Origin of the sequence: Pseudooceanicola lipolyticus (assembly GCF_002786325.1) — a bacterium.
Taxonomy (GTDB): domain Bacteria; phylum Pseudomonadota; class Alphaproteobacteria; order Rhodobacterales; family Rhodobacteraceae; genus Pseudooceanicola_C; species Pseudooceanicola_C lipolyticus.
In genome coordinates this window covers 1-2,916 of record NZ_PGTB01000279.1, presented here as the reverse complement: position 1 = coordinate 2,916, position 2,916 = coordinate 1, and the positions used below count along the sequence as shown (strand labels likewise).

3 protein-coding genes are annotated in these 2,916 nt (G+C 68.2%); 1 reads left to right on the top strand and 2 read right to left on the bottom strand.

Annotated elements, in window-relative coordinates; all coding sequences use genetic code 11:
* Positions 1-175: 175 nt before the first annotated feature.
* A complete protein-coding gene (locus CVM52_RS24915; protein ID WP_100164970.1) occupies positions 176-820 on the bottom strand; it encodes a pyrimidine 5'-nucleotidase in 645 nt (214 codons plus the stop codon).
* Positions 821-921: 101 nt separating this feature from the next.
* On the opposite strand from CVM52_RS24915, the gene CVM52_RS24910 reads away from it, so the two are divergent.
* On the top strand, positions 922-1,575 hold the full coding sequence (locus CVM52_RS24910) for a GntR family transcriptional regulator (protein ID WP_100164969.1): 654 nt from the start codon (positions 922-924) through the stop codon (positions 1,573-1,575).
* A gap of 5 nt (positions 1,576-1,580) precedes the next feature.
* On the opposite strand, the gene CVM52_RS24905 is transcribed toward CVM52_RS24910, so the two are convergent.
* Positions 1,581-2,916, bottom strand: a 1,336-nt coding sequence (locus CVM52_RS24905) for a glycosyltransferase (RefSeq protein WP_100164968.1), incomplete at its 5' end; no start/stop codon positions are given.

Genomic DNA, 2,916 nt, shown 5'->3' with positions numbered 1-2,916 from the left:
GCCGGGTCCAGGCAGATCACCCGGAACCCGGCGGCGCCGAACGCCGCCGCGGCGGTCAGCCCGGCGGGCCCGCCGCCCGAGACCACGATGTCGTACTGTGCGTCCATCACCGCCATCCGCTGTTCCCCGCAGCCATAGCGGATTGTGCCAGGCAGGACAAACCCCCGCGCTCTGCTTACAGCAGGCGCGCCAGGAAGCCGCTCAGATCGTCGGTATGGTGGTGGATATGCGCCGCCTCGAACGGCGCGGGCGCCACATGCACCGTGCGCATCCCCATCGCGTGCGGCGCCGCCAGGTTGCGCGGATCATCCTCGAACATCGCCGCCATCGCGGGATCGATCTTGGCCTGGGCAAAGATCGCCTCGAAGGCCGCGCGCTCGGGCTTGGGCCGGAACCCGGCATGTTCCACGCCATAGACCGCATCGAACAGGCCCGACAGCCCGCGCGCGGTCAGCACCCGCTCGGCATAGGGGCCGCTGCCATTGGTATAGACGATGCGCCGGCCCGGCAGATCGCGGATATGCGCGGCCAGCTCGGCATCGGCTTCCAGATGGTCGAGCGAGATGTCATGCACGGTGGTCAGGTAGGGCGCCGGGTCAACGCCATGTTCGCGCATCAGCCCGGCCAGGGTGGTGCCATAGGTGCGCCAGTAATGTGTGCGCAGCCGGTCGGCCTCGTCCCGGCCCACCTTCAGCGATTCCATCACGAATTGCGTCATCCGCACCTCGATCTGGTCGAACAGGCGGGCCTGCGGCGGGTACAGGGTGTTGTCGAGGTCGAACACCCAGGCGGAGACATGGGAAAACGCGGCTTTGACCATGGCGATGCTTTACGCCGGTGCGGCGGGCGTTTCAACGGCAGGCTTGTTGCATCCGGCCTCGGCGGGTACAGATACCGGGATCGGACAAGCCGGGACTGCCCATGACCCAGACCAAGCCTTCACCGGCCGACGCCTATTCCCTGATTTTGGAGGCGATTGATTCCGGCGTCTACCGGCCGGGCGACCGGCTGGTGGAAAGCGACCTGGCCGACCGGTTCGGGGTGTCGCGCACGCCGATCCGCGAGGCGCTGCAACGGCTCGAGACGCAATCGCTGGTGGCGCGCGACGGGCGGTCGCTGATCGTCGCCTCGCTGGATCACAACCAGATGGGCGAACTTTACGTCGTCCGGCGCGAGCTGGAAGGGCTGGCGGCGCGGCTGGCGGCGCGGCATGCCAATGCCGAAGAGATCGCGGTCTTGCGCGAGATGGTGCAGGCCGATGACAAGCTGATCGGCGACCCGGCGGCGCTGGCGCGGGCCAACCGGCGGTTTCACCAGCAAATTCACCTGGCCTCGCACAACCGCTATCTGGTCCAGCAGCTCGACCTGGTGCACCGGTCGATGGCGCTGATGGCGACCACCTCGCTGGCGGCCGAGGGGCGCGGCGAGATCGCCCAGAAGGAACACAAGGCGATCGTCGCCGCCATCGCCGCGCGCAACGAGGAGGCGGCGGAAAAGGCGCTGCAGGATCATATCTCGGTCGCCTTCATGACCCGGCTGAAACAGGATGCCGACCAGCGCGAACGCCGCGACTGAGCGTGTCAGATATCGGTCTCCGCCGCCGCCTGGCCGTGGCGCGTCTTGTCCCAGTAGAACGGCGCCAGCGCCAGTTCCAGCAGCGCCTTATAGGCGGCCAGCGCGCCCAGCGGGAAATAGAAGATCAGCGACGGGATGAACGGGATCAGATAGGCCTTGCCGGCCCGGCGCACCGCGATCAGGGCAATTGCCATGGTTGCCAGTTCGGCGGCGACGAAGAACACCGCCAGCGCCGCAATCGCCGGCGCCGGCAGCAGCGCCTCGGCCGGGTGCGGCAGCCCCAGCATCACCAGCCAGAACGACCACAACACCGGCGCCAGCAGAAACTGGCTGAGCGTGCCGAGGAAAAACGCCTGAAAGCTGAGGAAGCCGCGGCCGCCCAATTCGCGCAGCAGGCGCAGCGGGTTGCGCATATGCACCAGATAGGTGATCAGATAGCCTTTCAGCCAGCGCGACCGCTGCTTGATCCAGGGCAGCGGGCGGCAATTGGCCTCTTCGCAGGTCACCGTGTCGATCACCTCGGTCCGGTAACCGGCGCGGCACAGGCGCACGCCCAGATCGGCATCCTCGGTCACGTTATGGGCATCCCAGCCGCCCAACTCCTCCAGCCGGTCGCGCCGCACGAACACGGTGGTGCCGCCCAGCGGCACCACCAGTCGCATCCGCGCCAGGCCGGGCAGGATCATCCGGAACAGCGCGGCATATTCGGCGGTGAAACAGCGCGCCAGCCAGTTGGTGCGCGGGTTGTAGAAATCCAGCACCCCCTGCAGGCAGGCGACATCGGACGGCGCGGTGGCGAAATGCGCCACCACCCGTTCGATCTGGTCCGGCGCCGGGGCATCCTCGGCATCCCAGACGCCGATAATTTCGCCCCGGCAGAAATCCAGCGCGTAGTTCATCGCGCGCGGCTTGGTGGTCAGCCGGCCATGGGCCGGCACCTCGACCACGCGGATCCACGGAGGCAGCCGGGCGCCGCGGATCGCCTCGCGGGTGACATGGTCGCCCTCTTCAAGCACCAGCACCAGGTCGAGCAGCGATTTCGGATAGGTCAGCCGCGCCAGCCGCCGGATCAGCGCGCCGGCAATTTCCCGTTCGCGGTAGAGCGGCACCATCACCGACACTTTCGGGCGCTGCGCGCGCCGGGTGTCGGGGCGCAGGCGGGTGGGATCGCGGCGGGGCATGGCCAGCGTCACCGCAGCCGCGAGCAGTTTCAGCGTCAGAAACAGCCACAGCAGCGCCACCGCCAGCAGGCAGAGCAGGGCAAAGCTCAGCCCCGGCGCCAGCGCAAAGCCGGCCAGCAGCCCGGTCAACAGCAGCGGTGGCACCAGCCTCAGGCCCAGC

Coding starts and splice junctions, on each gene's coding strand:
- CVM52_RS24910 (WP_100164969.1), top strand. CDS start 922: ATGACCCAGACCAAGCCTTCACCGGCCGACGCCTATTCCCTGATTTTG.
- CVM52_RS24915 (WP_100164970.1), bottom strand. CDS start 820: ATGGTCAAAGCCGCGTTTTCCCATGTCTCCGCCTGGGTGTTCGACCTC.